Annotated in this window: 23 protein-coding genes; 4 read left to right on the plus strand and 19 right to left on the minus strand. The window is 44.7% G+C overall.

From position 1 onward, the window contains the following. Window positions 1-786, plus strand: coding sequence for an ABC-2 family transporter protein (locus tag EAI95_RS09075; RefSeq protein WP_003013947.1), 786 nt, complete (start codon window positions 1-3; stop codon window positions 784-786). A 479-nt stretch (window positions 787-1,265) separates the two neighbouring features. Here EAI95_RS09075 and rpmG read toward each other — a convergent pair whose 3' ends face one another. Then, window positions 1,266-1,415 (minus strand): 50S ribosomal protein L33, encoded by a 150-nt coding sequence (gene rpmG, locus EAI95_RS09080; protein ID WP_001265622.1) that lies wholly within the window; start codon window positions 1,413-1,415, stop codon window positions 1,266-1,268. Window positions 1,416-1,430: 15 nt separating this feature from the next. Continuing rightward, window positions 1,431-1,613, minus strand: a complete 183-nt coding sequence (gene rpmF, locus EAI95_RS09085) for a 50S ribosomal protein L32 (RefSeq protein WP_003009516.1) — start codon at window positions 1,611-1,613, stop codon at window positions 1,431-1,433. A gap of 238 nt (window positions 1,614-1,851) precedes the next feature. Between rpmF and ilvD the strand changes: the two genes are divergently transcribed. Beyond that, window positions 1,852-3,555, plus strand: coding sequence for a dihydroxy-acid dehydratase (gene ilvD, locus EAI95_RS09090; RefSeq protein WP_129822763.1), 1,704 nt, complete (start codon window positions 1,852-1,854; stop codon window positions 3,553-3,555). A 48-nt stretch (window positions 3,556-3,603) separates the two neighbouring features. Here the strand turns inward: ilvD and EAI95_RS09095 are convergent, their stop codons facing one another. After that, window positions 3,604-3,945, minus strand: a complete 342-nt coding sequence (locus EAI95_RS09095) for a metal-sulfur cluster assembly factor (protein WP_006595245.1) — start codon at window positions 3,943-3,945, stop codon at window positions 3,604-3,606. 540 nt (window positions 3,946-4,485) lie between these two features. On the opposite strand from EAI95_RS09095, the gene EAI95_RS09100 reads away from it, so the two are divergent. Continuing rightward, a complete protein-coding gene (locus EAI95_RS09100; RefSeq protein WP_129822764.1) occupies window positions 4,486-5,658 on the plus strand; it encodes an MFS transporter in 1,173 nt (390 codons plus the stop codon). Between the two features lie 239 nt (window positions 5,659-5,897). On the opposite strand, the gene EAI95_RS09110 is transcribed toward EAI95_RS09100, so the two are convergent. The 11 genes from EAI95_RS09110 to EAI95_RS09160 form a co-directional block, all read right to left on the minus strand. Next, entirely contained in the window at window positions 5,898-7,070 is a 1,173-nt protein-coding gene (locus EAI95_RS09110; RefSeq protein ID WP_129822765.1) for a LysM domain-containing protein, read from the minus strand. Window positions 7,071-7,515: 445 nt separating this feature from the next. After that, the gene (locus EAI95_RS09115; protein ID WP_023027505.1) at window positions 7,516-8,139 is read right to left on the minus strand and encodes a V-type ATP synthase subunit D; all 624 of its coding nucleotides are present in this window, start codon (window positions 8,137-8,139) and stop codon (window positions 7,516-7,518) included. Between the two features lie 21 nt (window positions 8,140-8,160). Beyond that, window positions 8,161-9,558: a V-type ATP synthase subunit B gene (locus EAI95_RS09120; protein ID WP_023024949.1), complete on the minus strand. Its 1,398-nt coding sequence runs from the start codon at window positions 9,556-9,558 to the stop codon at window positions 8,161-8,163. Beyond that, window positions 9,545-11,335 carry a V-type ATP synthase subunit A gene (locus EAI95_RS09125; protein WP_129822766.1) on the minus strand — a complete coding sequence of 597 codons (1,791 nt, stop codon included), beginning with the start codon at window positions 11,333-11,335 and terminating at the stop codon, window positions 9,545-9,547. Before EAI95_RS09125 ends, EAI95_RS09120 begins: the two co-directional genes overlap by 14 nt. A 33-nt stretch (window positions 11,336-11,368) precedes the next feature. After that, a complete protein-coding gene (locus EAI95_RS09130) occupies window positions 11,369-12,073 on the minus strand; it encodes a GNAT family protein (protein ID WP_129822767.1) in 705 nt (234 codons plus the stop codon). Then, complete coding sequence (locus EAI95_RS09135) at window positions 12,070-12,390, minus strand: V-type ATP synthase subunit F (protein ID WP_120701392.1); 321 nt, start codon at window positions 12,388-12,390, stop codon at window positions 12,070-12,072. Before EAI95_RS09135 ends, EAI95_RS09130 begins: the two co-directional genes overlap by 4 nt. Then, window positions 12,380-13,390, minus strand: a complete 1,011-nt coding sequence (locus EAI95_RS09140) for a V-type ATPase subunit (protein WP_129822768.1) — start codon at window positions 13,388-13,390, stop codon at window positions 12,380-12,382. The genes EAI95_RS09135 and EAI95_RS09140 overlap by 11 nt, the downstream gene beginning before the upstream one ends. A gap of 8 nt (window positions 13,391-13,398) precedes the next feature. Beyond that, on the minus strand, window positions 13,399-13,989 hold the full coding sequence (locus tag EAI95_RS09145; protein WP_129822769.1) for a hypothetical protein: 591 nt from the start codon (window positions 13,987-13,989) through the stop codon (window positions 13,399-13,401). A gap of 85 nt (window positions 13,990-14,074) precedes the next feature. Then, on the minus strand, window positions 14,075-14,554 hold the full coding sequence (locus EAI95_RS09150; protein ID WP_023024938.1) for a V-type ATP synthase subunit K: 480 nt from the start codon (window positions 14,552-14,554) through the stop codon (window positions 14,075-14,077). A gap of 41 nt (window positions 14,555-14,595) precedes the next feature. After that, window positions 14,596-16,545: a V-type ATP synthase subunit I gene (locus EAI95_RS09155; RefSeq protein WP_129822770.1), complete on the minus strand. Its 1,950-nt coding sequence runs from the start codon at window positions 16,543-16,545 to the stop codon at window positions 14,596-14,598. Next, a complete protein-coding gene (locus EAI95_RS09160) occupies window positions 16,535-16,858 on the minus strand; it encodes a hypothetical protein (protein ID WP_117745130.1) in 324 nt (107 codons plus the stop codon). The genes EAI95_RS09155 and EAI95_RS09160 overlap by 11 nt, the downstream gene beginning before the upstream one ends. 267 nt (window positions 16,859-17,125) lie before the next feature. Between EAI95_RS09160 and EAI95_RS09165 the strand changes: the two genes are divergently transcribed. Next, window positions 17,126-17,965 (plus strand): MurR/RpiR family transcriptional regulator, encoded by an 840-nt coding sequence (locus EAI95_RS09165; protein WP_120701396.1) that lies wholly within the window; start codon window positions 17,126-17,128, stop codon window positions 17,963-17,965. A gap of 240 nt (window positions 17,966-18,205) precedes the next feature. Here EAI95_RS09165 and EAI95_RS09175 read toward each other — a convergent pair whose 3' ends face one another. The 5 genes from EAI95_RS09175 to EAI95_RS09195 form a co-directional block, all read right to left on the minus strand. Next, window positions 18,206-19,099 carry an ROK family protein gene (locus EAI95_RS09175; RefSeq protein WP_129822771.1) on the minus strand — a complete coding sequence of 298 codons (894 nt, stop codon included), beginning with the start codon at window positions 19,097-19,099 and terminating at the stop codon, window positions 18,206-18,208. A 30-nt stretch (window positions 19,100-19,129) separates the two neighbouring features. Beyond that, window positions 19,130-20,047, minus strand: a complete 918-nt coding sequence (locus EAI95_RS09180; RefSeq protein WP_129822772.1) for a dihydrodipicolinate synthase family protein — start codon at window positions 20,045-20,047, stop codon at window positions 19,130-19,132. Window positions 20,048-20,093: 46 nt separating this feature from the next. After that, window positions 20,094-20,741 (minus strand): YesL family protein, encoded by a 648-nt coding sequence (locus tag EAI95_RS09185; protein ID WP_123159730.1) that lies wholly within the window; start codon window positions 20,739-20,741, stop codon window positions 20,094-20,096. A 21-nt stretch (window positions 20,742-20,762) separates the two neighbouring features. Next, window positions 20,763-21,215, minus strand: a complete 453-nt coding sequence (locus EAI95_RS09190) for a YhcH/YjgK/YiaL family protein (protein WP_129822773.1) — start codon at window positions 21,213-21,215, stop codon at window positions 20,763-20,765. A 164-nt stretch (window positions 21,216-21,379) separates the two neighbouring features. After that, entirely contained in the window at window positions 21,380-22,219 is an 840-nt protein-coding gene (locus EAI95_RS09195; protein ID WP_023027491.1) for a carbohydrate ABC transporter permease, read from the minus strand. Window positions 22,220-22,228: the final 9 nt, after the last annotated feature.

A 22,228-nucleotide genomic window follows, 5' to 3' on the forward strand; every position in this document is an offset into this window, starting at 1 on the left:
ATGTTTAGAATAAAAGTAATTTTTAGGCTACTTCATTTTGGTTTTAAATCTGATATGAATTTTCATTTTGACTTCTTTTGTGGTCTATTTTCGTCGATACTGTGGATTGGTTTACCTATTGTATTTTTTAGATTGATTTTCTTAAACATAGACTCTTTTAATGGTTGGGACTATTATCAAATTTTATTTTTGGTAGGTTCCTACACTATTGTAGATGGAGTTATGATGGGATTGTTAATTAGAAGTATGGGAATTTTAGAATCAGATATTTTGAGTGGTAACTTGGATCAAATTTTATTGAGGCCGTTTGATACTCAGTTGTTCTATATTTTTAGATCATTTAATTTAGTTCAATTCGTGAATACTTTTTTTGGTCTTGCGATCATTTTTATAAGTTATGGAAATTTAAATGTACATTTAAATTCATTAAAAATATTATTTTATATCCTTTCTTTAATGTGTGGTTGTATTATATATTATTCAATTTGGTTTCTAATAACGATTAGTTCATTTTGGTTCCCAACTAAATTTTCAAAAGTAGATGTATTTTTGAATTATATTGGAATTTCTAAGTATCCATATAATATTTTTACAGGTATTAACAGATTGATCACTATGTTATTTGTTCCCAATTTATTAATTGCCAATCCTGCAGTATTAATATTTTTAGGGAAAGATACATTGAACCTATTTTTCTATCAAATAGTTTTTACAGTTTTTTTGATTATTATCAGTCGTACAATTTTTAGAAAAGGATTGAAAAAATATGAAAGTGCAGGAAGATAAACAATGTTGTTCAGTTATATGTTTGACTAAAGGAAGTGATTCGCTGTACTTTGTTTTGTGGTCATTGAAACATCAGATAATTATAAACTATAATTTAAAGAATAGTATTATTAACTTATAGGTGCTAAGAAAAAATTTAAAGAAATTCCCTCATTCAATCAAACTTATTCATATTTTTTAAAATAAGAAAATAGTTGGATTTTGATGATGGTTGATATAAAGCTAAACTGAAAGTACCTGAAATCCAACTGTGTCAAACCAGATCATACGATCTGTGAGAAAAAGAACACATAACAAAAAGAGGAGCTTCACAATAAAGTTCCTCTTCTTTTATATATCCGAATCATTATTCTTATTTCAAAAAAAGTAGTGAAAAAGGTAGTGATTCGGTTGATTTATATTGCAATGTAGTGAAATTTAGAATTTCAAGAATCGCTTAAAATCAAGGTTTCTAACATCTATTGACGTGTAGTGAACCCCTATTTCACCTCTGTAAACACGACGTGTTTGCGAAGTTTTGGTGAGTATTTCTTCAATTGAAGACGGTCTGGAGTGTTACGTTTGTTTTTAGAAGTAAGGTACAAGCGTTCACCAGATTCTTTGTGTTCAAGTGTAATATTTACGCGCATGGTATCTCCCTTCTATTATTCAGCTGATGCAGCTTTAGCGATCTTACGTCCTTTGTAGTATCCTTTAAGTGATACACGGTGTGAACGTGAGTAATCTCCAGTTGCTTCGTCAAAGTTTACAGATGGAGCTGTTACTTTGTAGTGCGTACGACGTTTGTTTTTCTTCGCTTTTGATGTGCGACGTGCAGGTACTGCCATTTCGTTTTTCTCCTTTTAAGATATAAATTCAATTAGGTTTGATTTTCATCAACTTTAACAGTATAACAAAACTTTTTTGTAAAGTAAAGTTACTTGACAACTTTTTTCAAATAATTTATTTCATCCTGCTGTCCTCCATCTTCACTCTGTTAAATTGTCTGAAAATTCAAGAATTTTCTTCTGTCGTTGGGCCGTAAATTGTGCTATAATAATAAAAAATACGATGAGAGGGAATTAGATGACAGAATTAGATACACGCCATCGCAGTAGTGTCTACGACAGTATGGTCAAGTCCCCTAACCGGGCCATGCTTCGGGCAACTGGGATGACAGATGAAAACTTTGAAAAACCAATCGTAGGGGTAATCTCTACTTGGGCTGAAAACACGCCTTGTAACATGCACCTCCATGATTTTGGAAAATTGGCCAAAGAAGGTGTAAAAGATGCGGGAGCTTGGCCGGTTCAATTCGGAACCATTACGGTTGCGGATGGGATTGCTATGGGGACGCCTGGGATGCGCTTCTCCTTGACTTCTCGTGATATCATAGCAGACTCTATCGAAGCGGCTATGGGCGGTCACAACGTGGATGCCTTTGTAGCCATCGGGGGTTGTGACAAGAACATGCCTGGTTCGATGATTGCCATTGCCAATATGGATATCCCTGCGATCTTCGCTTATGGTGGTACCATTGCTCCTGGTAATCTGAACGGCAAGGATATCGACTTGGTTTCTGTTTTCGAAGGGATCGGGAAATGGAACCATGGTGATATGACTGCTGAAGAAGTGAAGCAACTGGAATGTAATGCCTGCCCTGGCCCCGGTGGCTGTGGTGGTATGTATACGGCCAACACCATGGCGACAGCGATCGAGGTCCTTGGTATGAGCTTGCCAGGTTCCTCTTCTCACCCTGCTGAATCAGCTGATAAAAAGGCTGATATCGAAGAAGCGGGTCGTGCAGTTGTGAGAATGCTTGAAATGGGACTGAAACCATCTGACATCTTGACCCGTGAAGCTTTTGAAGATGCGATTACAGTGACCATGGCGCTAGGTGGATCCACCAATGCGACTCTTCACTTGCTAGCGATTGCTCACGCAGCTAACGTTGACTTGACACTTGAAGACTTCAATGATTTCCAAGAGCGTGTGCCTCACTTGGCAGACTTGAAACCTTCTGGTCAATACGTCTTCCAAGACCTTTACAATGTCGGTGGTGTGCCAGCCGTCATGAAATACCTTCTTAAGAATGGTTTCCTTCATGGGGATCGCATCACATGTACTGGTAAAACAGTAGCTGAGAACTTGGAAGCCTTTGCTGATTTGACACCAGGTCAAAAAGTTATCATGCCACTTGAAAATCCAAAACGTGCAGATGGTCCATTGATCATCTTGAAAGGGAACTTGGCTCCAGAAGGGGCGGTTGCCAAAGTATCAGGTGTGAAAGTTCGTAACATCACTGGTCCTGCTAAGGTCTTTGACTCTGAAGAAGCTGCCATTGAAGCGGTTCTTTCGGATGAAATCGTAGATGGGGACGTTGTTGTTGTTCGTTTCGTAGGACCTAAGGGTGGTCCTGGTATGCCGGAAATGCTGTCCTTGTCATCTATGATCGTCGGGAAAGGCCAAGGAGATAAGGTGGCCCTCTTGACAGACGGTCGCTTCTCAGGTGGGACTTATGGTCTCGTTGTTGGTCACATTGCGCCTGAAGCTCAGGTTGGTGGCCCAATCGCCTATCTCCACACAGGGGATCTGGTAACAGTTGACCAAGATACCAAAGAAATCACCATGCACGTCTCAGACGAAGAGTTGGCCAAACGGAAGGCTGAAACAACCTTGCCACCACTGTATAGCCGTGGTGTTCTCGGTAAGTATGCCCACACGGTATCCTCTGCTTCACGCGGTGCCGTGACAGACTTCTGGAATATGGAACAGTCTGGTAAACAATAAGATATGAAAAAACTCACTTTACGAATTTGTAAAGTGAGTTTTATTGATTTATCTCGGAGGAAGACCAAGGGCGATGCGCCCGTATCGGCTGATTCGTGTAATTTTCCAAGCAGGCGACCAGGTTACTTCTACTTTGACGTCTTCGATACCGTCAATTTCTTTTAGGCGGGCGACGATTTCGATAGGCAAACTTTCCGCACAGTCACAAGCGGTATCGGTAAAGGTCATGACTACTTTGCAAGTCCCTTCCTCATCCAGATCCAACTCATAAATCAAACCGAGGTTGTAGACATCCAATTCAACATCGGTATCAAACACAAGCTCTAACTTTTCAATCAATTGTTTCTCCAGTGCTAGGGCACGGTCGTTAATCTTGATATCCTCTCTCATCTCGCTATCCTTTCCCTCCTTTGATGAAGACTATTTTCTCACAATTCTGACAATAATGCAAGTTAACCTAGAATGAGATCGAATGACAGCTACAAATCAAGCCATCCGTCTTAAGACTGATTTTAAATTACAGGAAGGTATCTTAAGCTTTCTTTAAGTTTTCCGATTTATACTAATACCATCAAATGAAGACCTCCTAACTTTATTTGATAGAAAATCCTAAACTTTTTCATAATAATCTCCCATAAAGGCCACCAAATCAGGTGGCTTTTTTTCTACGTACCTTTACGAGCATCAGCGAGTTTAGGTACGTTGACGCAGTTTGAGCGGAGATAACTAGACTCCTATAAAAAGGATGTGTGAAGAAGGTTTTTAAACCTTCAAAAAATTTTTTCAGCTCTATCTTTCTATTGTTTCCTATATTTGTAGGCGAAATAGCTATTTTACGGGCTTTATCCCCCGATAATTCCTTTTGCCTCCTCCAAGTTCTTGTGCTATAATGATACGGATGCTGTTCATTTTTGAACAAGGAGGTACATTATGAAACAAAACCATTCACGTTTTCTCATTCCAGGGGTCCTTTTACTAGGAGTGGTCTTGCGGGCCCCATTTACGACCCTCTCCACTGTCTTATCAGATATTGCTACTAGCTTTGGTGTCGAGGTGAGTTCTCTCGGCCTCTTGACAAGTCTGCCCCTCCTAACCTTCGCTATTTTCTCTCCTTTTGCTACCAGCTGGGCGAGATGCTTTGGAATTGAGCGACTCTTTCTTGGAGTTTTGATCCTGATGACGATTGGATCGGCCCTACGTACCATCAATCTCCCTCTCCTCTATGTGGGAACTCTTTTGATCGGTGCTGCCATTGCCTTTATCAATGTCCTTCTACCAAGCTTGATCCAAGCCAATGAACCAAAACGTCTTGGCTTCTTGACTACCCTCTATATCACTGCAATGGGCTTGTCTACTGCAGTCGCTTCTTCTGTCGCTGTTCCTATTACTCAAGCTACCTCTTGGCAAGGCTTGGTCTGGGTGCTGACAGTTGTCTGTGCGGTCGCTCTTGTGATCTGGCTCCCTAATGCTCGCCACAATCATTATTTGAAAAAAAGCTCTTCTTCTCATGAAAATAAGACTAGCTGGTATAAGAATGGCAAAGTTTGGGCCATCATGCTTTTCTGTGGTCTCCAGTCTCTCTTATTCTATACCACGATGACCTGGCTTCCTACTATGGCAACCCAAGCTGGTATCAGTCAAGCCAATGCCGGAATTTTAGCATCTGTATTCACCCTGATGAGTCTTCCTTTCTCTATGACCATTCCAAGTCTTACCACCAGCCTTACTGAACGAAATCGACGTATCATGCTGATAACGACTGTTTTAGCTGGTTTTACTGGAATTGCCATGCTGTTAATAAAGACAAACAACTTCATTTACTGGTTGATTCTGAATATCTTGATTGGAAGTTTTACGAGTATCTTATTCCCTTACCTCATGGTCACCTTCTCCATGAAGTCTAGCTCTCCTGAGAAAACGGCTCAACTCTCTGGGCTAGCTCAAACAGGAGGATATATCTTTGCTGCACTTGGACCTATCTTATTTGGGTCAAGCCAACAAATCTTCCATTCTTGGACACCCGGAGTTTTACTTCTTCTGGTTGTTGTTTTATTCATGAGTATTGCTCTCTATCAAGTAGAGAAATCTGATGTTATCCTTTAATCCAATAAACCCCATTGATCAAATGGGGTTTATTTTTTATACAAAAAAAGAGAGTGGGACAGAAATCGGTCATTCGTTAGAATTCGATTTCGTCGTCCCACCTCCGCACAGTTGAGTAGGGCTATAAAAGCTGATGAAATCAGCGTAGTAGAGCCCACTCAACCACTGCGTCTTGCTCGACAATCCAAAGACAATTAAGAGGCTGGGACTTTTGTCCCAACCTCTTTGCTATGACTTGATTATGGGTTGAATGACACGTGTACGTGGTCGTAGTGATTTTCTGTTACACTTCCACGGTCTGGCATTTCATTCCAAGTATTTGCTGGTCCATAAATGTTGTCGAATGGAGCATAGAAACGTTGTTTCCAAATGATGTAGGAAATTCCATTTTCTTCAATATGATTGATTGCATATTGAGCAACTTGGTCACCGATTGCTGAGCTTTCTGGAACCATGACGTCGATTGCAAGACCTTTACCGTGATCTTCTGGGTCACCAGGACGGTAGCCACCGATATCAGTCAAGCCAAGTTCATTTATTACTTGTTCTTTGAAGCGAATCGCTTGAGGTTGAAGACCTTCATTTGAAGTAGGTGTCGCAGTTGAAGGAGTTGAAGCTGTCGTGTCAACAACTGGTGCTGGTGCACCATATTGTGGTGTTGAAGCAACCGCAGTAACTTCTGGTTCTGCTGGAACTTCAACGACTGGAGCTGGTTCAGCTACTGGAGCTGCTGGTGCTTCCTCAACAACTGGTGCTGCTACAGGAGCCGCTACTTCAGCTGGCGCTGCAGCAGGTTGCGCAGGTGCCTCTTCAACAACTGGTGCTGGTGCTTCATCTGCTACTGGAGCTGCTGGTGCAGGTGTTTCAGCTGGCGCTTCTGGAGTTGGCAAGCTTTCTGATACTTGGTCTGCCACTGCTGCTACAACTGCAGGTGCTTGAGGGAGTTCTACAGCTTGGTTGCTTTCATCTGCTACTGGTTTTGTCAAATCACCCACTGCAACAGTTTGGTTGTCTACTTTAATTTGGTTGTTGGTCAAATCAGCAGAAGTTGTCACAGTTGCATCAGCATTACCTGCTGTAGGAGTTTGGATTTCTACACCTGTCACTTGGTTTTGATCATTGACAGTTGTTGTCAAGACAGTTCCTGGGAAAATCAAATCAATGTTGCTGATTTGGTTCAAGTTTGCCAAAACAGTTACGTCAACATTCAAAGCTTCCGCAATCGTGCTTAGGGTATCCCCATACTTGATAGTGTAGGTTTGTTTGTTTTCTGAAGTTGAAATATCTGCACGAATTTCATCTACAGAACGGGCAACCCAGTCTCCATTTGATTCTGCTTTACCAGTTGTAAATGGCAAGACCGCCATAGCAACAGTCGAAGCAATTAGAGCTTTTTTGTTTACTTTCTTCATACGTTATTTCCTCGTTTTCTTATTATCGGAGATTTATCTCCAGACAGATACATTTAATATTCTACCACATTTTTTGCCCGAGGAATGACCCTTCTTTTCTTTTAATCTAACTGACCCTAATTTGTAACATTAACCCTTCCTTGTTACATTCTCTTAACATTTAGTGACAGTTAGTACTATTTGGATAATCAAATAAATTTGTTGTATCAGAAGCCTTCAAACGCCCTGAACAAAGAGATTTTAGAGAATTTTTCAGCGAAAATAGAAGCTAAAAACACCCTAAGTTCGTTTCCTGTAGACATCACTCGGGTGCTATTTTTAACGGCTTTGTATCTTGTTAATAGAACACGCCTACAACTCTTTGGAAAAAGATAAATCCAACTAGGAGCAATCACTCCGTCGTTGGATTTCCTAATTTCATCTTGCATTTTGTGGGCTTTATATCTTATTTGACCTTCATCATTCTGACCAGATTGGCGCGTTCGGCTTCTTCGAGTTTCATTTCGATATAATAGATGGTCTCCTTGAGGTCTGGAATGGTCGCATACTCCAGTCCATTTACCCGACGGCGCGTTTTTTCGATCTCATCGGCCATGAGCTGGCAAGTTTTTTCAATCTCAGCTAGACGAAGCAGGTCTGGGAGGAGTTCTTCCATTTCTTGAATGGTGCTATCCATCTGACTATTGGAAGCCACGTAGCTGTAGACCACGTCTCCCTCATCGTCTCCATAAGGATTATCGATATGGGCATGCATCTTGGGCACGCGCACACTCATGATATTCTCCGTCTCGATATGCAGGCTGACCTCACGCGTCGGCACCGCAAAGATTTCCTGGACCATGAGGTCATTTTCCAGACATTTGGCGAGGACAAATTCTTGCATATTTCCGACGAGAGCTGCCTCAACCTTCTGGCGGAGGCGGTCATTTTCACGGACCGATTCGATGAAGCGTCGCATGAGCTCGTCTCGTTTGTCCTTGAGAAGTTTATGCCCTCTAGTTGCTGTCTTCAGGCGCTCTTTGAGGGTGTTTAACTCCATCCGGGTGGGTTTGACATTTAATCGTGCCATTTGACTTCCTCCTTTCTACTCCTAGGCTTGTGCTTCCTTGGAAGTTTTTGGGAGGTATTCGTCGATCATATCATCCTTGATCCGCTTGAGCTCTGTCCTTGGCAAGATAGCCAGCAATTCCCAGCCCAGATCTAGACTTTCTTGAATGCTCCGATTGGTAGTAAAGCCTTGATTGATGTATTCCTTCTCAAAGCGATCAGTAAATTTGACATAGAGCTTGTCTGTATCTGACAAGGCAGACTCCCCAAGCACCACGGCTAACTCTTTTGCTTGTTTCCCTTGGGCATAGGCCGCAAAGAGCTGGTTCATGGTCGCCGCATGATCTTTCCGAGTCTTCCCTTCACCAGATCCCTTGTCTTTCAAACGAGATAGAGATGGAAGGACATTGATCGGTGGACGGTAGCCACTGTTGTAGAGATCACGGGACAGAATAATCTGACCTTCGGTGATGTAGCCTGTCAAGTCAGGAATAGGGTGGGTGATGTCATCTTCCGGCATGGAGAGGATCGGAATCTGGGTCACAGATCCTTTCTTTCCAACCAAGCGTCCGGCACGTTCGTAGAGGGTGGATAGGTTGGTATAGAGGTAACCTGGATAACCCCGACGTCCTGGAACCTCCCGGCGAGCAGCGGATACTTCCCGAAGGGCTTCACAGTAGTTGGTCATGTCGGTCATGATGACCAAGACATGCATGTCTTTTTCATAGGCCAAATATTCTGCCGCTGTCAAGGCAATCCGAGGAGTGGCTATCCGCTCGATAGCTGGGTCATTGGCTAGGTTGATAAAGAGAACAGAGCGGTCAATGGCTCCTGTTTCCCGAAGGTCATTCATAAAGAACTCTGCTTCTTCAAAAGTAATCCCCATGGCCGCAAAGACCACGGCAAAGTTTTCTTCGGAATTCAGTACCGTCGCTTGACGGGCAATCTGAGCTGCCAACTCCTTGTGAGGAAGACCAGAACCGGAGAAGACTGGGAGTTTTTGGCCCCGAACCAGGGTATTCAAGTGGTCAATGGCCGAGATTCCTGTCTGGATAAATTCATCTGGATAGTCCCGAGATACTGGGTTGATGGCTTGTCCATCAATGTCCAAGTACTTCTCTGGGATAATCTCCGGACCACCATCGATGGGTTTGCCCATCCCGTTAAAGATGCGGCCCACCATGTCTTCGGACACTGGAAGTTCTAAGGGACGTCCGGTAAAGCGGACTTTGGCTTTTTCCAAGTTGATCCCGCTAGATCCTTCAAAGAGCTGGACCATGGCCTTGTCTTCTTGGACTTCGAGGACTTGTCCCTGACGGGTTGTTCCATCATGGAGCTTGATTTCTACGAGTTCATTGTAGCGAACCCCTTGGACCTGATCGACAATCATCAAGGGGCCAACAACTTCGCTGACAGTACGGTATTCTTTAATCACGCTCATTGTCTACTCCTCCTTGGGCTACGATTTGGTGTAGGGTTTCTACGATTTCTTCTTTCAGGGCTTGAATGGTGGCCAACTGATCCTCATGGATAAACTTGCTACGGGCAATGCGGTCCCGAAGGTCTACCGTTCCTTCCATGATTTCTGTGAAGTAAGCCCCTAATTCCAATGCTTTTTGACTTTCTTGATCAAAGGTCAAAATGTTGGTCAACAAGGCAACCTGCTTACTGAAGGAGGTATAGGTATCGACCTCATCAAAGGCATTTTGTTGCAGGTAGTCTTCGCGGATCATCTTGGCCGCATTCATGGTCAAGCGGTCTTTTTCAGACAAGGAATCTAGACCAACCAGGCGCACAATCTCTTGCAATTCACTCTCTTTTTGCAACAGGTTCATAGCGCGGGTCACTTTTTCTGCCCAGCTAATCTGCTCGTGTTGATCGATGTATTGGCCCACCTCATCTTGGTAAAGGGAATAAGAACTCAACCAGTTGATGGCTGGGAAGTGGCGACGTTGCGCCAACTGAGCATCCAGTCCCCAGAAGACCTTAACAATCCGCAAGGTGTTTTGCGTTACGGGCTCTGAGATATCTCCTCCCGGAGGGGAAACGGCACCGATGGCAGTAATAGAGCCTTCACGCGCAGTGCTTCCAAGTGTCTTAACCCGACCTGCACGCTCGTAATACTCAGCAATCCGACTACCAAGGTAGGCTGGGTAGCCTTCATCCCCTGGCATTTCTTCTAGACGACCAGACATTTCACGGAGAGCTTCTGCCCAACGAGAAGTAGAGTCCGCCATGATGGCAACGGAATAGCCCATATCACGGAAGTATTCGGCAATGGTAATCCCTGTGTAGATGGAAGCTTCCCGCGCCGCAACTGGCATGTTAGAGGTATTGGCAATCAAAACCGTCCGTTGCATGATGGATTGGCCGGTTGTTGGATCGATCAATTCTGGAAATTCATTCAGAACGTCTGTCATTTCATTTCCACGTTCCCCACAACCAACGTAAATCACGATGTCCACATTGGCAAACTTGGCCACCTGGTGTTGCACGACGGTTTTTCCAGCTCCGAAAGGACCAGGAACAGCTGCAGCACCACCTTTTGTCACTGGGAAGAAGGTATCAATGACCCGTTGGCCTGTGACCAAAGGCTCTACTGGGATCAGTTTTTGTGCAAAGGGACGGCCTCGACGAACCGGCCATTTTTGCATCAAGGTTCCGGTAAAGAGGCTACCATCAGCCTGCTCGATCTCATAAACTGCTTCTTCTACTGTGTAAGACCCTGCTGCAATCTTGGTCACACGCCCACTGACTCCGTAAGGCACCATGATGCGGTGTTCCACCATATTGGTCTCTTGAACAGTGCCGACAATGTCTCCAGCGACCACCTCTGTCCCTTCTGCCACACTTGGTTTGAAGGTCCATTTGGTGTTACGGTCTAGATTTGGAACCTGAACCCCACGAATAAGGAAGTCACTGGCTGTGACTTCTTGGAAGCGTTCCAAGGGGCGTTGGATCCCGTCAAACATCTGCGAGATCAAACCTGGTCCTAACTCAACAGAGAGGGGAGCCCCAGTTGTGAGCACTGGTTCACCTGGTCCGACTCCAGACGTTTCTTCATATACTTGGATAGATGCCTCATCCCGACGCATCTCAATAATTTCGCCAATCAATCCAAGATCGCCGACCCGGCAAATATCTTGGATATTGGCCTCCTGCATCCCTGATGCGACCACCAAGGGACCGGAAACTTTAATAATTTTTCCTTGAGTCATGTATTCCTCCTGGGAATCCTTTGTTTCTTTGTATTACTTTTGCACCATATCGGCTAGAGATTGCTTTTGTTGACCATTTTCATCGAAATTAGTTGGATCCAGCCAAGCTTCGAAGCGCTCTTTGATAGCTGGCCATTCTTGATCAATGATGGACAACCAGTCTGTGTCTCGAGTCCGACCTTTATAAACAACAGCCTGACGGAAACAGCCTTCATAGGTGAATCCCAAGCGCTCAGCTGCTTTACGCGAAGCTTGGTTTAAGGCATCACATTTCCACTCATAGCGTCTGTAGCCCAAATCCTCAAACACATAGCGCGCCAAGAGATACTGAGCTTCGGTTGCCATGCGTGTCTTCTTAAGCAATGGTGAGTAGGTCACCGCTCCAACTTCGATCACCCGGTTGGCTTGATCCATCCGCATGAGAGAGAATGTCCCTAAAGCCTTGCCGGAATCTTTGTCTACAATCGCATAGTAAAAGCGACCTTGGGCTGTCATGAGATCATCCAACAGACGATCCCACTCAGCTTCATTGTGGGCAGGGCCATTGAATAGATAGGTCCACATATCTGCTGGGGAGGCTGGCCCGTAGACCTGATAAAGATCCGCTCCGTGTTTTTCCTTTGACAGGCGCTCGATTACGGTATAGCGCCCCTCAATCCGCTCAATAGCTGGTAGACGCCCCGGTGTAAAATCTGGCAGTTCATCTCCAATCGCTTGGCCAAATTCATTTATTCTCATAAAATATCCTGCCCCACTGCTTTTTCGACATTATCGCGAATGCGTTTCCGTCCTAGCCCAGTCGATCCCTTATGAGTAGGAATCAAGATGACTGCTGGAGTTACTTGGCGATCGTAGTGGGCAATGGTATCTGGGATTTCCTGAGCCATATCTTCCGTCAGATAGATGATGCCAAAATCTTCTTGGCTCAAGTGACGTAAGGTATTAATGGTTTCCTGAGCCTCTGCTACGGGAAAGGTCTGAAAGCCAATCATCTGAAAAGGAAGGATAGCATCTCGGTTTCCCACAACGGCAATTTTTTGCGTTTTACTGGCCATAGATCGGTCTCATCCTTTCTTTTATTTTGTCAATTGGAAGCTGATTGTCCAGACCTGTCAAGACCAAACGTAAATTCTTCACCTCTAGCTCTTTTCCGAAAAGATAGCGAGCTAAAGGCAAGGGGCCGTCTGTCTCAAAGGAAGCTTGTTCCAAAATTCGGTACTTAATCACATGCTCCAGGTATTCCACTGTCTCAGCGCTCACTCTCCCTGCTCGCATCTGCTCTTCGTACCGAGTCAATTCCACATCATAAGGCAAGGGATTGACTTGTTGAAACCAACTGATGAGGTTGCCCTGCTTCACACATTGGATGACTTCTCTTGCTGAGAGAGTTCCAGCATCGGACAAGAGTTGCTTCATAAAGCTTCCTGGCTTTTTCAGGCTGAGGGCTCGCTCAACTGTGATGACATTGTAACAATCAATGGTCAAGGTGACCAGCGATTCTAAAAGTGGATGCTCAAGGTTTTCCACCAAGCGTTTGAGATGATCAAAGTAAGCCAGATCCATGCCGATTTCCAGAACTCGAATATCCTGATAGTCGACATATTCCTGCCAGGTCGCTGCTACTTCCTGAGCCATAAACTCTGGACAGTTCTCTGAAGAAAAGGTCTTGGCTACTTGTTCAAGAACTGCTAACGAATAGGGGCCTGCATCCAATAATAAGAAGTTCAACTCCCTCCCCGTTGCTCGCTCTTTCAAGAAAACCTTGAGATTGTGATAGGTGTACTTGAGGGCAAAGAGGTCGACCACAGCTGGATTCGGAGCTACTTGATAAGCCCAGTCATACTCTGCTAGAAGGTGCTTCATCAAGGCTTGCTCGACTACTTGGACTTGACGCAGTTGATCTGCCTCCAAGGCATAGGCCGTCCCTTGCAAGAGACTGGCACGCGCTTCTGCCTCTGGGCTGGTCAGAAGGGCATCAAACTGAGCTGGGCTCAAAAAACTAGCTTCACGTACACTAATCCCGGTATTTACTTGAGAATACGTCCGTTCACTCATAGGCCCTCCTAGTTCTTCTCTTCTTTAAAAATGCTAGCTGCCATATGGAAGCTCTGCTCCTCCCGTACAGCATCGACGAGATCACGGTAGAGATAGCTGGCATCCACTTTGCCAAAGGAAAGGATAAAACCTGCTTCTTGGGCAAGAGTTTCTTTTGCTAACTGAAGCTGTGGATAGGCCTCTATCAAATCCTGACAATCTTGATCCGTTAGTTTTTCTGCCGTCACAGCACCTAGGGTTAAGACCATTGCTTGGTCTGCATAACGAGGAAGAACGCGGTGAAGAAATGCAAGTTCTTCTTCACGCGACCAAGTCGCCATTTTCTGGTAGGCGTCCGCAAACAGCTCTTTTAAAACCCGTTGCTTGGTGACCAATGTTGATTGACGCTTTTGATTTTCGATTTGTTGGCTTTCACGTTGCAAGCGGCGCTCAATCGTCTGCAATTGAACCGCCCGTTGGTGTAACTTTTCTTCTACCAAACGAGTTTCCTGCAACTGAGCTTCTGCTTGGACCTTAGCCGTCGCTTCCGCCACTAATTTCCGGCCTTTTTCATGGGCCTGTTCAAGGATGGAGTCCTTTAATTGGGAATAATCCGTCATTGTTTCTATTTCCTCCTTTGGAGTTCTTCACCACCGATAAAAGACGAAGAGAAGCCTCCTCTTCTTTGACTTAGGTGTGTCTAGATTAGCCGACGCGAAGAGTCAAAAGGAAGGACACAACGAAGGCCAAGATGGCATAGGTTTCAACCATGGCCGCAAGGATAACCCCTTTCATCATGTCTTCTGGGCGTTTTGCCAAGATTTGCATCCCAGCAGTTGCGACATTCCCTTGGTGTTTCGCTGAGAAATAACCAACAATCGCTACTGGAAGGGCTGTGAAGAAGTAAGCGACTCCTGTTTCAAGAGCCATATCTGGCTTGATTTGCAACCAGATCAAGATCCCGATAACGAAACCATACAGACCTTGTGTACCTGGCAACAATTGCAAGATCAAAGCTTGGGCAAATTTTTCTGGTTGTTCTTTCAAGAGTGCGGCAGCAGCTTGACCAGTCTTACCAACACCGAGGGCTGAACCCATTCCGCTAAGAGCCACTGCAATGGCTACACCAAGTGCTGCAAAGAAGGCACCCCCATGGGTTGAGAAATATGAAGCTAAAGATTCCATGAATATACTCCTATAAAATTTTTTATGATTGATTTACTGAATTATTTTTTTGTTTTAACATAGCGTTCTGACGGTTTTAGAGGTCGGAAGGGTTTGCCACCACCCTCGTAGAACTTGCCAAAGAACTCGACAAAGATCAAACGAGCCCCGTGCACGTAGCCTGATAAGAAGGACAGGAACATGTTGATAGCATGGAGTAGGACAAAGAGGACAAGGCCGACTGTGAACCGTCCCAGAGTCGGGAAGAGATTGACAATCAAGTTAAAGGCTGACCCGATGCTAGCCCCAGATAAACCGAGCGCCATCAAACGAGTGAAGCTGACCAAGTCTCCGACATAGCCACTAACATTGTAGAGGTTAAACAAACCTGCTGCTAATCCTGATAATTTCTTGGCACTGACAATGGACACCACCAGAATCCCAATCGCATTGAGAATAGCTAGCCACTGGCCAATGGGAACTAGGTAGGATAAGCCTGGTAGGATATTTCCGACTGCTAAGAGCATCAAACCTAATAAGATCAAGACCCAGGCAAAGCCTGCATTGTAGGCTTCGGTGTAGTCTTTCAGGCGGACATTTTTCATCCCTCCTAGGAAGAGACCAACCAAAACGGTGATGAAACCAAAGACAACCGATAGGATCAAGATGGTCATAGCATTGGTGGTCGTGCTGATCAAAGCAAAGGGCATCTCAAAGCCAAAGAAGGAACCATATACGACTCCCCAAAGGGCTACTGAGATTCCTAAGAGGCAGAAAAAGCGAAGGTTTTTTGCTGCGCTCGGCCGTAGCTGGAAAGCTTTTAGAGCAAAGCCAGTTGCCAGCGTTAACAAGAGGCCATAGCCGATATCTGCTACCATCATGCCAAAGAAAACAAAGTAGAAGAGAGAGACGATTGGCGTCGGATCTTTCTCATAATACTTGGGCAGGGCGTACATCTCGGTCACCAACTCAAAGGGCTCCACCAAGGCATTGTTTTTCAGTTTGATTGGCACCTGATCCCATTCTTCTTGGGTAACCTCTCGCGTCTGCAAGACGACTTGGTCCCCAAATTCCTTTTGAAGTTTGGCCTTTAAAGCTTCGAGTTGAGAGGTCTCAATCCATCCTTCTAATGCGACTAGATGGGTTGTACTGGCAAGAGAGCCTTTAGCCTCTTCCCGAGCTCCTAGACTCAAGACATAATCGAGTTGGTACTTGAGTTGATTGAGGTCTTCCTTTGCTTGGCTGAGCCTTTCCAAAGTAGCCGCTTCAACAGCACCTTGTTCTTTGATCTCTCTCTTGAGTTGCTCCAAACGTTCTTTCGGCAGGGTCTCTCCCTGATAGTCAAACTCTTTGAAATGCGAACTGGTCAGCGTATCTTGAAGATCCGCTAAGTCACCAGACTTATACAGGACAACGACTCCATGCTCTGTTTCCGAGCTGAAAACTACATCAACCTCTACATCTGGGTGCGCTAGCAAGGCTTGACGCGCCTGATCCTGTTCACTATTGGGAATGGTGCCGATTAAGCCACGAACATAGCGGAAACGCTTGAGCTGGTCAGGTGTCATTGACAAGTCAACCCATTTTTCTAAAGAGGCAAGCTCTTCTTGGGCTAGCTGGATGCGATCCCGTGCCTTTGCTAAGACAGCCAATTGTTTTTGCACCGACTGTAAGAGACGTTGCTCATCACGAATGACCCCATGGGACTCTAAATCGTGAAAAGACAAAGATAAGGGAGCTTCTTTTAGTTTTTCTAATCCCTTCTTTTGAGGAATAAAAGGCTCCAAGGCCTGAATAGCCTTTTCTAACTGCTCTTCCCGACGTCTGAGTTCATCCAGTCTTTGAGCTGATCCTTTGGCCCCATCACTCGTCTGGAAAGCAACTTGCCAGTCCTCTTGCTCGCTCAAATCATAGATTTGGACGGATTCCTCTGACTGAAGTGACAAGAGAAGCTCGTCCATTAGATTTGTGGGCAAGACTAGGGAAAGGTGTTGCATTGGGCTAATTGCCATAGGTTGCTACCACCTTTTCTACAATTTCGTCTACCAAAGCTGCTCGCTTATTTGTCATGGCTTGCTGCACCTTTTCGTCATTGCGCTGGCTGGTCACTGCAAGGTCTGCTTCCAAGCTAGCAATCGTCGCTCTCGAGGACTCTTCCCGCTCTGCTACTAGCTTAGCGGTCTCTTTGTCATAGGATGCTGCTACCTCCTGTAGGTGATCACCTAACTGTTGGCGCAAATCTTGGACCTGATCTTCGTAACTTGCGACAACGGCTTCTGCCGCCATTTCAATCTCTTGCATCATTTCTAGAGTTGCGTTGGCCATCACTCCACCTCCTTACCTCTTCCTTTACGAGAAGGAACAAATTCTTGTGTAAATTATAACATATTTTAACAACTTTTTTCAGCGTCTTTCCTTTGTCTCCAGAGGTTATTTTTTTAACAAAGGTGATTCAAAAGAGACGCTGATTCTGTTCCTTCTTTCAGTCGTTCGCTGGTCGTACTCCTTGTATATCCCGGTTTTTTATGTTATACTGTGAAATATATTATAGGATTTTCTCCATGTGTAACCTCAGTTGAAAGGAGGACCGCTGTGAAACAAGATCGTGATCTCCGAAGCATTATTAAGAGCCATCAAGAAGAAATGACGGAGCTAGAGTTAGACATCGCCCGCTATTTTTTATCTCCTGAAGCACAGCAACACTCTCTTTCCTCGTCTAGAGTGACGGAACTGTTGCATGTATCAAAAGCTGCTTTGACCCGTTTTTCCCAAAAGTGTGGCTTCACAGGCTATCGAGAATTTATCTATCACTTTAACGAAGAAACCAAATCTCAAAAACAACAATCCCCGCACGACGAATTAACCCAGGATGTCTTGCGTCGCTACCAACATGTCCTTCAGGCTACAGAAAACCTAGCAAAAGATGACCAAATCAAAGAAGTCGCTAACTTAATCACTCAAGCAGATCGGGTCTACTTCTTTGGAAAAGGAAGCTCAGGATTGGTGGCTTCTGAGATGAAACTTCGTTTCCTCCGACTAGGCGTTATTTGTGAGGCCTTAACCGATCAAGACGGCTTTGCATGGACGACCAGTATCTTGGATAAATCCTGTCTGGTCATTGCCTTCTCTCTGTCGGGAACCACACGCTCGATTATCCATAGCCTCTTGGATGCTCAAGAAATGGGGGCAAAAACCGTTCTTCTTACTGCTCAACCAGACGCTATCAAAGATGACTTTACGGAAATTTTACCAGTTGCTCCCCTACCTGGAAGCACCTATATTGACCGTATTACGGCGACCCTTCCGTTCTTAACCACGATTGATTTAATCTACGCTCACTTTCTTGAAATGGATCGGGAGCGCAAAGAGAGAATTTTCAATAGCTATTGGGAAAACAAAAAACTCAATGGCTACGATTCACGTAGACGGTAGTCTCCATATGTATCACCAGGCGCCAAGGGCTTTTGCCTTCGGCACCTGGTTTTTCTTTTCCACAAAAAGAGAGTGGGACAGAAATCGGTCATTCGTTAGAATTCGATTTCGTCGTCCCACCTCCGCACAGTTGAGTAGGGCTATAAAAGCTGATGAAAGTAGCGTAGTAGAGCCCATTCAACCACTGCGTCTTGCTCGACAATGCAAAGGCTGGGACTTTTGTCCCAGCCTCTTTTCGATTTAATTGCGTCTAGCTTGCTGTTGCTTGAAATGGTAGTAAGCTCCTATCATCCCCGCCGTATTTTGATGATGCGCAAACTCCAATTGTGTTTTGTCTGCAAGGCTGGGAACGAGGGAGTCTTTGAGGGCGGCTGAAATTTTTGGTTTCAATATAGCTTCCTGTCCCATGACCCCACCACCAAGAATGACCACTTGAGGATTGACAACATAACAGATATTGGCAAGCCCCTTACCTAGGTAGTCGACCATGCGATCGATCCCCGCCATACAGATGGTATTTCCTTGGGTCGCTTCCTTGAAAATACGACGACCGCTCCATTGTTCGACAGGGTCCCCATGTTGCTTAGCAACATATTCAACTAAAGCTGTTGTTGAGGCCAAATCTTGGAAGGCGCCATCTTGAAGATGGAGGTAACCGACTTCACAGGCAGAATTGCTAAAGCCATGGAAAATCTCCCCATTGATTAGGAGACAGCCACCGATTCCAGTGCCGACTGTTAAACAGACCGCAACTTGAGCCCCCTGGCCATTCCCTGACATGACTTCTGCTAAACCAGCACAGTTGACGTCATTTTCAATTTCGCAGGGAATATGATAGGCATCTTCAATTTCTTTTTTAAACTGAGTTCCCGCATAATTGGGAATCTGAGGCCCTGCATAAAAGATTTCTCCCTTATCTGGATCAACCATACCAGCTGACGAAATACAGACTCCAAGAATATTATTTTCTTGGAGGTAAGATTCTACTAAAGCTTTGGTTTTCCCTAGAATTCCAGGTCCCCCTTTTTCAGCTTCTGTCGGCATTTCATGCGACTCAATCAAATTCTCTGCTTCATCAATCAGACCATATTTAATATTGGTCCCACCGATATCAATCGCTAGGTAATAGGCCATACACCTCTCCTTTCCGATTTCCATTCCTTTTTAAAGAAAACGTTCCTTGACTTCACGGATTAAACTAGCTGCCTTTTGAACCACTTCCTGGTCAGCTTCAGTTACTGGAGTTAATGGACTCCGAACAGATCCCAGTTCTAGACCTTCATTGATCCGCAAGACTTCTTTAATGACTCCATACATGTTTCCATGAGCAGACGTCAAGACTCCGATGATACCATTGATGGCAAACTGCAAGGCACGCGCAGTCTCCAAATCCTTGTCCGCAATCAATTGATTGAGTTTCAAGAAGAGCTCAGGCATGGCACCATAAGTGCCTCCAATACCCGCTCCTGCTCCCATAAGACGGCCACCTAAGAATTGTTCATCTGGACCATTAAAGACGATATGGTCATCGCCTCCCAAAGAAGCAAAGGTCTGAATATCCTGAACAGGCATAGAGGAATTCTTCACCCCAATCACCCGTGGATTTTTCAACATTTCTTTATACAGACTCGGTGTCAAAGCTACCCCTGCCAATTGCGGGATATTGTAGATGACAAAGTCTGTGTTTGGCGCTGCTGCGCTGATTTCATTCCAGTAGTGGGCAACACTGTATTCTGGCAAGCGGAAATAAATTGGCGGAATGGCCGCAATGGCATCTACTCCTAGCTCTTCTGCATGTCGTGCCAATTCCACGCTGTCCTTGGTATTGTTGCAGGCCACGTGAGCGATGATGGTCAATTTTCCTTTAGCCACTGCCATGACTTCTTCTAAGACTAGCTTGCGATCGGCCACACTCTGATAGATACATTCGCCGGAAGATCCGTTGACATACAAGCCCTGCACACCTTTCGCGATAAAATATTCTACGAGAGCACGCACCCGCTCCGGGCTAATTTCTCCTTGGTCATCATAGCAAGCGTAAAAAGCTGGGATGACTCCTTCATATTTTTTTAAATCTGACATTCTTTTTTCCTTTCACGAATGTTTACAAAATCCTATTTTTTCTTTTTTATTCTTTAAAACGAGCAAATATTTTTTCCATCAATCCAACCTGTAGGAAGGTCAGGCTAGAAAAACCAATCAAGAAGAAGACCATGAGCCCTAGTAGAAAGCTTAAGACAGAAGTCACAAAAACCATAGCTACTAGCAACAAGAAAGTCCCCATAACGAAAAACCATGGGAAATACAAACCGGTTACAATCAGAGCTTTTTGAAGACACTCTACCCAAGTCAAGCGGTAACGCGCCGCAATTGGATAGGCCGCTAGCATGACCAGAACTAGGAATATGAAGAGTCCTAGACACACAGCTTTTAACACCTGCATCGGCAAAGCTGTCTGGTTCCAAAAGAGCAACAAGTCAAAGAGACAGATCCCTGAAACGAGCAACTCAATTCCTCCGAGCTGAAGACCCAACTTCCAATTTTCGCGAAAGGCGCTGATGTAGGTCCGAATGACTGGTAGGCGACGCTGATGTTTGATCGCAAAAACCGTTTGATACAAACTAATCTTCGCGATTCCGATGGTAACAATCGGTAGACAGCTCAGCACAAAAAGAAGATTGACTGTGACTAAGTCCGCTATTTTCTCGCTGATTCGCATCACCAGATTATCTGTATTAAAAACTGTTTTGATCAATCCTGTTTCTCTTTGTGACATACCGTCTCCTTTCTGACTCTCTTAATCGATTAAAATCTTCACTAACTGTTTTCGAACCTTATCTTCTTGACCCGCATAACCATTGGGCTGGTGAGGTTCTCCTGGGAAGAAAATCGCAAAATTATGATAACCCAGATGTAGCGGATAAGACTCCTGACAATGGACAAAACCGATGTCCGATGCTTCATCAAATGCGATAGCCTCATCTGTCACACGAGATCCATAACTCGAAAACTCATGCCCTTCTACCAATAGATGCAAATCGGCATATTTTTTGTGGTGCTCAAAGCGGTTGCTTTCTTCTTTATTGAGGGTATTTTCTTGAACAAGTAGAAAAACCTTATCCCCATCAATATCGTATCTCCCCAATTCAAAAGAATCCTTCCGATGCTCATAGAGAAAATCAATGGCCTGATCTAGATTGGGGTGGATTCCCTTGTAAAAGGTGATGTTTTTTAAATCATCAAATATCATATACTCATCCTTTCGACACTTCTTAAGACGAGAAAAGAAAACAAGCGGTTTCTTCCCCAGCCCCTTCTAGGGCACTGATGAGGTGCGGAGCTCGCAAGAGCCCTACACCTCTCAGCCTAGAAAAAAGTATCTGTACACAACTATCGTTTGTCCAAGCGGACAACTTATCCTTTGACCGCTCCCATAGTAATCCCTTGTGTGAAAGATTTTTGGAAGACAAGGAAGACCGTAACGATTGGCACCGCAGCTAGGGCTGCCCCAGCCATGATCAAGCCATAGTTGGTTGCCATTTCAGCCTGCATGGTCGCAACCCCTAGTGAAATGGTCAAGTTTTGACGAGAGGTCAGCATCACCAATTGCATAAAGTAATCGTTCCAAGTGTTAATGAAGGTGAAGATGGCAAGGGCTGCAAATCCCGGCTTGACAATCGGAAAGGCAACGCTCCAGAAAGTCCGTAACTCTCCACAACCATCGATCTTAGCGGATTCTAAGAGTTCTGTTGGGATGTTTTCACTAAACTGCTTCATCAAGAAGACCCCAAATGGCCATCCAACCAGTGGCAAGATAACCGCTGCTAGGGTGTCGTGGATTCCCATAAAGTTGATAATCCGTACCAATGGAACCAAGACAACTTGCTTCGGAAGGGCCATGGCTGCGATAAAGGTAGCGAAGAGAATTCGTTGACCATAGAAGCGTTTCTTAGCTAAGACATATCCTGCCAAGGAAGAGGTCATACACACTAAGAGCATGGTGGCAAGGGAGATGAAGACACTGTTCCACAACCATTGTAGAGCTGGGTTTTGTACCATCAACTGTTGGAAATTTTCCATGGTTGGTGTCTTTGGCCACCACTGAGGTGGGATCATAATGGTATCTGGTTGAGACTTAAAGGCCCCTGTCAAAATCCAATAAAATGGGAAAATGAACAAGACTGTCAAAAGGAGCAAAACGATGGTGGAAATCACTGTAAAGGCAGTGATGGGTTTCTTTTGTGTTGATTTCATCTGAGGCTC

This window comes from Streptococcus sp. bf_0095 (genome assembly GCF_004166885.1).
Classification (GTDB): Bacteria; Bacillota; Bacilli; order Lactobacillales; family Streptococcaceae; genus Streptococcus.

Excerpts from the sequence above, each read along its gene's own strand:
- EAI95_RS09075 (WP_003013947.1), top strand. The coding sequence starts at position 1 with ATGTTTAGAATAAAAGTAATTTTTAGGCTACTTCATTTTGGTTTTAAA.
- rpmG (WP_001265622.1), bottom strand. The coding sequence starts at position 1,415 with ATGCGCGTAAATATTACACTTGAACACAAAGAATCTGGTGAACGCTTG.
- rpmF (WP_003009516.1), bottom strand. The coding sequence starts at position 1,613 with ATGGCAGTACCTGCACGTCGCACATCAAAAGCGAAGAAAAACAAACGT.
- ilvD (WP_129822763.1), top strand. The coding sequence starts at position 1,852 with ATGACAGAATTAGATACACGCCATCGCAGTAGTGTCTACGACAGTATG.
- EAI95_RS09095 (WP_006595245.1), bottom strand. The coding sequence starts at position 3,945 with ATGAGAGAGGATATCAAGATTAACGACCGTGCCCTAGCACTGGAGAAA.
- EAI95_RS09100 (WP_129822764.1), top strand. The coding sequence starts at position 4,486 with ATGAAACAAAACCATTCACGTTTTCTCATTCCAGGGGTCCTTTTACTA.
- EAI95_RS09110 (WP_129822765.1), bottom strand. The coding sequence starts at position 7,070 with ATGAAGAAAGTAAACAAAAAAGCTCTAATTGCTTCGACTGTTGCTATG.
- EAI95_RS09115 (WP_023027505.1), bottom strand. The coding sequence starts at position 8,139 with ATGGCACGATTAAATGTCAAACCCACCCGGATGGAGTTAAACACCCTC.
- EAI95_RS09120 (WP_023024949.1), bottom strand. The coding sequence starts at position 9,558 with ATGAGCGTGATTAAAGAATACCGTACTGTCAGCGAAGTTGTTGGCCCC.
- EAI95_RS09125 (WP_129822766.1), bottom strand. The coding sequence starts at position 11,335 with ATGACTCAAGGAAAAATTATTAAAGTTTCCGGTCCCTTGGTGGTCGCA.
- EAI95_RS09130 (WP_129822767.1), bottom strand. The coding sequence starts at position 12,073 with ATGAGAATAAATGAATTTGGCCAAGCGATTGGAGATGAACTGCCAGAT.
- EAI95_RS09135 (WP_120701392.1), bottom strand. The coding sequence starts at position 12,390 with ATGGCCAGTAAAACGCAAAAAATTGCCGTTGTGGGAAACCGAGATGCT.
- EAI95_RS09140 (WP_129822768.1), bottom strand. The coding sequence starts at position 13,390 with ATGAGTGAACGGACGTATTCTCAAGTAAATACCGGGATTAGTGTACGT.
- EAI95_RS09145 (WP_129822769.1), bottom strand. The coding sequence starts at position 13,989 with ATGACGGATTATTCCCAATTAAAGGACTCCATCCTTGAACAGGCCCAT.
- EAI95_RS09150 (WP_023024938.1), bottom strand. The coding sequence starts at position 14,554 with ATGGAATCTTTAGCTTCATATTTCTCAACCCATGGGGGTGCCTTCTTT.
- EAI95_RS09155 (WP_129822770.1), bottom strand. The coding sequence starts at position 16,545 with ATGGCAATTAGCCCAATGCAACACCTTTCCCTAGTCTTGCCCACAAAT.
- EAI95_RS09160 (WP_117745130.1), bottom strand. The coding sequence starts at position 16,858 with ATGGCCAACGCAACTCTAGAAATGATGCAAGAGATTGAAATGGCGGCA.
- EAI95_RS09175 (WP_129822771.1), bottom strand. The coding sequence starts at position 19,099 with ATGGCCTATTACCTAGCGATTGATATCGGTGGGACCAATATTAAATAT.
- EAI95_RS09180 (WP_129822772.1), bottom strand. The coding sequence starts at position 20,047 with ATGTCAGATTTAAAAAAATATGAAGGAGTCATCCCAGCTTTTTACGCT.
- EAI95_RS09185 (WP_123159730.1), bottom strand. The coding sequence starts at position 20,741 with ATGTCACAAAGAGAAACAGGATTGATCAAAACAGTTTTTAATACAGAT.
- EAI95_RS09190 (WP_129822773.1), bottom strand. The coding sequence starts at position 21,215 with ATGATATTTGATGATTTAAAAAACATCACCTTTTACAAGGGAATCCAC.
- EAI95_RS09195 (WP_023027491.1), bottom strand. The coding sequence starts at position 22,219 with ATGAAATCAACACAAAAGAAACCCATCACTGCCTTTACAGTGATTTCC.